At 49.2% G+C, this 6,035-nt stretch carries 4 protein-coding genes; 3 read left to right on the top strand and 1 reads right to left on the bottom strand.

Annotated elements, in window-relative coordinates:
- Window positions 1-229: 229 nt before the first annotated feature.
- A complete protein-coding gene (locus Q1Q75_RS10965; protein WP_300670307.1) occupies window positions 230-1,576 on the bottom strand; it encodes a uroporphyrinogen decarboxylase family protein in 1,347 nt (448 codons plus the stop codon).
- Window positions 1,577-2,303: 727 nt separating this feature from the next.
- On the opposite strand from Q1Q75_RS10965, the gene Q1Q75_RS10960 reads away from it, so the two are divergent.
- From Q1Q75_RS10960 to Q1Q75_RS10950, 3 genes are all read left to right on the top strand, one after another.
- The gene (locus tag Q1Q75_RS10960; RefSeq protein WP_300670305.1) at window positions 2,304-3,902 is read left to right on the top strand and encodes a methyl-accepting chemotaxis protein; all 1,599 of its coding nucleotides are present in this window, start codon (window positions 2,304-2,306) and stop codon (window positions 3,900-3,902) included.
- 177 nt (window positions 3,903-4,079) lie between these two features.
- Window positions 4,080-4,823, top strand: coding sequence for an ABC transporter substrate-binding protein (locus Q1Q75_RS10955; protein WP_300670303.1), 744 nt, complete (start codon window positions 4,080-4,082; stop codon window positions 4,821-4,823).
- Between the two features lie 257 nt (window positions 4,824-5,080).
- Window positions 5,081-6,004 carry a transposase gene (locus Q1Q75_RS10950; RefSeq protein ID WP_300670301.1) on the top strand — a complete coding sequence of 308 codons (924 nt, stop codon included), beginning with the start codon at window positions 5,081-5,083 and terminating at the stop codon, window positions 6,002-6,004.
- Window positions 6,005-6,035: the final 31 nt, after the last annotated feature.

Genomic DNA, 6,035 nt, shown 5'->3' with positions numbered 1-6,035 from the left:
GCCGTGCGCACCGTCAGGCGTATCGTAAACCGGAAACACCGCATTTTGAAATAAGACTCGTGGTCATCGTTAACTTGCGAGGCTGAGGGTCCTCTCTACGGTAGAAGGTGCGGGAGCCGCACCCTACGCGGTGATGAAAAGACGTGACGTATTGGCATTTGAATCTTTATGTGATTTGCCTCGAACGACCTGGCGAAGGCAAGCTGAATAGTTACCGTTGTCTTTTGGTTTATTTCATAGCGGCCTTAATCTCAGTTTCCAGTGTCTCGCTGGTGGGGATCAGGGAGACGTGCTTGATCTCGCCGTTGATTAGCATGGACGGGGCGTTTGCAAGCCCTATCTTGCCCATGAAGGCGACGTTTTCCGGGTACATCATGGAGCGTTCCACGACCTTGACTTTGTCTCCGAAGGCGGCTGAGGCGTCGAGGGCCGAGGCGAGCATGTAGCCGCAGGCGGCGCAGGTCTGGGCATCGATGGTGACGACTTCAATGAGAACGTGATCGAGGCTGTCGTAATCAGGCAGTTCGATTTCGGGGAGTTCGTCTTTTTTCACGTAGGTTTCAAGTGCTTTTCTCACAGCCTCTTTGTTGTGGACGGCCATGCCCAGGCCCACAATATTTTCCGGGGGCACATTAAAGGGGACATCGCATCCGGGCGCGAGAATGAAATTATGGGTGCCCAGGGTATCCATGAGCTCAATGGCGGCTTTCTGGTTGTCCTGTTGGGATCCGAAGAGCATGGTGATGGTGAGCTGCAGGTTACCGGAGATGAGGACACCGAGTTCGTCCGTCACTTTCTTTGCCGCCACGATGTCTACGTTTTCGTCGATGGCGATGGCGTCGGGCCGGGTTGCGCACATGGCGGGGATGTTTTTGGTGGCATCTCCACAGACAAAGAAGGTGGAGGGCACGTTCTGGCTGCGCAGTCTCTCAAAGAAGGTCGCAAAAGGGGCGCTTAAGAACTGCTCAAAGGAGGCCGGAGAGATTTGAGAGACCAGGGGATCCACCGCACCGATGACGTCACATCCTGCTTCAACCAGAAAGCCAGCGTATTCGCTGACGACCTCTTCGCAGTAGTTGACAAGTTCTTTGACCTGTTCCGGGGCCGTGTACATATCCATAAAGATGTTGGTGCCACGCAGGTGTGAGGCCAGGGTAAAGGGGCCGCAGACCAGGCCGTAGAGAGCGATCCCGGGTTTTAACTTTTTCAGGCGTCGGGTCGCTTCCATGATGATGGGAATACGCCCGTCTTCTTTGGTCAAGCGCCGGGTGGGGAGAACGAATTCATTGGCCAGGGGGTGGGTGCAGACCGTGGGGGGGGTGTTGGGGTACCACTTGAGATCACATCCGAGGATTTCGGCCTCCACCTGAAGGTCGAACATCACGGGCAGTCCGTCGGGTGCATACTGCACATCGGCTTCCAGAAGGCACTCAACGAGCTTGTCGACGTCTTGAAACATTTCGTCGGCGGCGTATCCTTTAAGGTTTGCGATTTGCGCCCCGGTGTAGGGAACCCATGGCGTGCGGGGGACGTTTTCGTGGTTGAGAGCTTTTAAGATAAGAGTCTTGCCGTCCATATGAAACCTCCTGATATATGACTGTATGGTCTGTTCGTTATGTTTGCGTGTCGAAGGTGACGATGAATCCCACCCCTTGAATGGCAGATACTATGGCACGCGATCAAATTTCTTTCAACACAATATGGAAAAATATATTCATGGTCCCATATTATGGAATTCTACGTGTCGGGAATTTTCAGGAGGGCTTGCGAATTTATTTTCTGAGCGGCCTGTGAAAAAGGGTCTGAGAGTGGAGATGATGAATGAATGCAGAAGAATCAGACGATCGGACCGATCATTTGTGAAATGATCCCTTAAAACTTGGTTGTTTGGCTACATGCCGGGAATCAATTTTGCCAAGATTTGTTTTTTATAGCTGATGTATTTTTTAGTTCGATACTATTTTCTATATCTATGCCTGATGATTTCTTATTGTTATGTCTAAGGCTTAATTACCAGTGTTCTTCAGGCGGTAACTGACGTTGTTTTTTATTGATAGATAGGAATATGTGGCGTATTACTTTGCTAAGATTTGAATCTGATCTCGGAACCATCAGAGGTTCTGTCTGAGTGATGCAGAAAAAGTGGTCCGGGTCTCATATGAAAACGGTGTTTATATAAACATGAGGTACAAATGAGAGAGCACACAAAAGGAATTACATTAAAAACAGCTCTTGTGAGCAGCGTGGTTGTTTTTATTCTCCTGGTTATCAACAGTCTTTTTTTTATACGCATGGAATCAAATATGGCGCATCAGTTAATTGATGGGCATGGGCGATCACTTAAAACAATCACTGAAAAAGTGACCACACAGCAAATGGATGATCTTCGGGACACGACAACCCTCTTGTCTCGAATCTGCGGTGAGGGGTCGGCCCAGTTTATTTACAACTTTGATGCGGAGAACCTTTACAAGCTTCTTGAATCCTTTATGCAATTTCAGGGGGTTCGAGGGATTGAGGTGAAGGACAGCTCCGGGGCACCATTTGCGGCTGCGTGGCTTGAGGAATCGGTGATGACGGGATCGAAGATTCCCGACGGGGTGGCTTCGGCGTTGAATAACGATCTTTCATTTCTCGCCGATGCCATGGTGAACGGGGAGAAAACGGGAACCGTCCGGCTATATTATACTGATGATTTCATTCGGCAGGCGATTGAAAAGCAGACGCAGCTGAGCGAAAAAGAGCGGGTTGCTTTTAATGAGGTGGCGCGTAACGGCATTCAGATGGTGAAGAAGCTTCAAATTTGGGTCACGGTGATCATTCTTACCTCCCTGGTGTTGACCATCGTGCTTTGTTTACGGGTGATTGTCATCCGGCCCATCAATAAGTTAATTCAGAATGTCGTTGACCTTGCCGACGGCGAGGGCGATTTAACGATTCGCCTTGATATTCAGAGCAAGGATGAGATTGGACAGCTCGCCGGGCGGTTTAATGTGTTTATCCAAAAGCTTCATGAAATTATCGGGAAAGTCAAGGTAGATGCCGAGACGGTCAAGGCCTCTTCGGAAGAGTTTTCCGGGCTTTCCAAGCAAATGTACAGCGGTTCAGATTCTATCTCCACGCAGACCCGAACCGTTGCCGAGGGTGCTTCCCAGCTGAGTGAAAACATGGGCTCTGTGGCTGCGGGGTGTGAGCAGATCTCATCCAATGTGGCGGTGATGGCGACGGCGACGGAAGAGATGACCATCACGGTGGCGGATATCGCCCTGAATTGCGATAAAGCCCGAGCGGTGACGGCGGAGGCGACCCAACAGGCCCAGATTACCTCTGGCAAGGTGGATTCCCTCGGGGCTTCGGCTCGTGATATTTCCCAGATTACCGGTGTCATCACAGAGATCGCCGCCCAGACCAACCTGTTGGCCTTGAACGCAACCATTGAAGCCGCCCGAGCCGGAGAGGCGGGAAAAGGGTTTAATGTGGTGGCCAATGAGATCAAGGAGCTGGCCATTCAGACCTCTGAAGCAACGAGTGAAATCAAGCATAAAATCGATTCCATCCAGGATGCCACAACAGAGACAGTGGATGAGGTGTCAAAAATAACGGACGTGATCACCAGTGTGAATGAGATCGTGGAGGTCATCGCGGCTGCCCTTGATGAGCAGGCAACCACCACGAAAGAGATCTCTGGAAACATCGAAGAGTCGGCGGTCAGCCTTTCGGAGATCAACAACAAGGTGGCCGGAAGTTCTGAATTTTCATCTGAGATCGCCCAGAACATGAATCAATTGACCCTTTCGGCCGGAGAGATCGTGGAGAGCAGTACTCTGGTTGATCAAAACGCGGATAAACTGTCGCGGCTGGCCGCCAGTCTTGATGAACTGATGAAGTCATTCAAGGTCTGATGACGGGGGCAGATTAAGTGATGGCCTTTCGCTTAGACGAATGGACAGATCGGCCTTTTAAATATGTGTCCGGCGGAGAGGACGGCGGTAGTGATGCCCTTTCCAATGGAAAGATGGAATCCCTGTCATGCTGGAATAAACGCCAACATGACAGGACCAAATGACAAAGGAAGTAGAATGAACGTTATGAAAAGAATTTGTTTTTTTCTGGTTTTTCTGACAGCCCTCTGTGCAACCTGCTCTGCAGGAGAGATGGTTATTAACGGCAATGGTTTCAAGGAGCCTAAGTCCTGGCTGGAAGGCGATACAGCCAAAGGTATTCTGGTTGATATCATGAACCATGCAGGCAAAGAGCTTGGCGTCGACTTTACCTACAAGCTTGCACCGTGGGCAAGGGCCTATAACCTCGCGCTGAAAGGTGAGGGCGGGATCTTTGGTATCTCCATGACCGAAGAACGTCTGCAGAAGTTTGATTTTTCTGATCCTGTCTATTACGACACAGTGGTTCTTGTGGTTAAAAAGGGGAAAGAATTCAAATTTGAGGACGTCAAGGATTTATCCGGCAAGCGAGTGGGCACCTGTCGTGGCTGCTCCTTCGGACCGGAGTATGAGAAGGCCGCCACGTTTTTTACCCTCGATACTGATACAAACAATGTCCAGAGGCTTAAAAAACTCTTGGCCGGGCGTATCGACGCCGCCATCTTCAGCCCCGGTGTCGCAGCCTTGAACCTGGCCATCGACAGCGATGCCTCCCTGACCAAAGAGATGTTCACGGTACTTCCCAAGCCTTTGGTTAACGATGCCAACTATGTTGCCTTTGCCAAGAGCCTCAATAAGAAAGCATTTCTTGCCAAATTTAATGCAGTGATTAAAAAAGGGATGGCATCCGGAGAGATCGATTCCCTGGTAAGCAAATATTGATCTGGATTTATCCCTGATTTTGTCCGTTCGGTAGAGATGCGACATATTGAACACAGCCCAATTTCGGTTGGGCTGTGTTCAAACAAAGGTCGGGACAAAAAAGGTCGGGACAGGTAAAATGCGTTTGATCTTTTTTCTGACCTGTGAGATGATTTCATCAAAAGAATAACACGCCTTATTTATATCGAATTATTCCCTCAATAACCCACCTCTTCCATCAGCGATTCTTGAAAAGAAAGACCCAGAAGGAGAGCGATATGCCTCGTATTCCCCGGATGGTCATGACAGATCCAGGACAAAAGACTGTGTATCATGTCATCAGTCGCACGGCGTTAGACGGATTTCCTTTTAAACATGCTGAAAAAGACGAACTGGTTCGAGTCATCAAGACGTTTTCCATGGTGTACGCCGTGGACGTGCTAGGCTTTTCAGCACTTGGGAATCATTTCCACCTCCTGGTTGAGATGAGCCCAAGTTCTATGCTTTCAGATGAAGAGGTGAGGCGGCGGTTTATGCTTCTTTATAAAAAAGGGACAGAATTCCCCGAGGGACAGCTGGATCATTTCAGAGAACGATTTTGCAGTTTGTCGCGTTATATGAAAGATATTAAGCAAACTTTTTCCCGGATTTACAATCGTAAAAAGAAACGCAAGGGAACACTCTGGGGAGAGCGGTTTAAAAGCGTGATCGTGGAGAAGGGCAACGCCGTGATCAACTGCCTGGCTTATATAGATTTAAATGCGGTTCGCGCGGGAATCGTTAAGCGGCCGGAGGCGTATCGTTGGTGCTCTATCGGCTATCATGCGCAGACAGACAACAAGGATGATTTTCTCTCTTTGGATTTTGGGCTGGCAGAGTTTGGCGTGGAGAATTCTCAGCGGCTGAAAAAATATCGTGAATATCTTTATCATGCAGGGGCCGTTAAAAAACGAGGTAAGGCCAACATCTCCAAAGAAATCCTTGAGAAAGCAAGTGCAGAAGATTTTGAATTGGATTGGACCCGGCGATTCAGATACCGGACGCGGTATTTCAGTGATTCCGGTATTATTGGCTCCAAGGCGTTCGTTTTATCGACCTATGACGTATTTAAAGAGCGTCTATTTGAGAGCCGGGAGAGAGTTCCCAAGCGGGTAACAGGGCTTCATGGTATGTATTCCATGAAACGACTCTCTGAGAGATGATGCGTCTGAGCCGTGCCTTTTTTTATGGAAA

It is taken from the genome of Desulfoluna sp. (assembly GCF_030145185.1).
GTDB lineage: Bacteria > Desulfobacterota > Desulfobacteria > Desulfobacterales > Desulfolunaceae > Desulfoluna.
Note: the sequence above shows the minus strand (reverse complement) of the source record. Positions and strands in the feature narration are given on the sequence as shown.

Excerpts from the sequence above, each read along its gene's own strand:
- Q1Q75_RS10955 (WP_300670303.1), top strand. The coding sequence starts at position 4,080 with ATGAACGTTATGAAAAGAATTTGTTTTTTTCTGGTTTTTCTGACAGCC.
- Q1Q75_RS10960 (WP_300670305.1), top strand. The coding sequence starts at position 2,304 with ATGGCGCATCAGTTAATTGATGGGCATGGGCGATCACTTAAAACAATC.
- Q1Q75_RS10965 (WP_300670307.1), bottom strand. The coding sequence starts at position 1,576 with ATGGACGGCAAGACTCTTATCTTAAAAGCTCTCAACCACGAAAACGTC.
- Q1Q75_RS10950 (WP_300670301.1), top strand. The coding sequence starts at position 5,081 with ATGCCTCGTATTCCCCGGATGGTCATGACAGATCCAGGACAAAAGACT.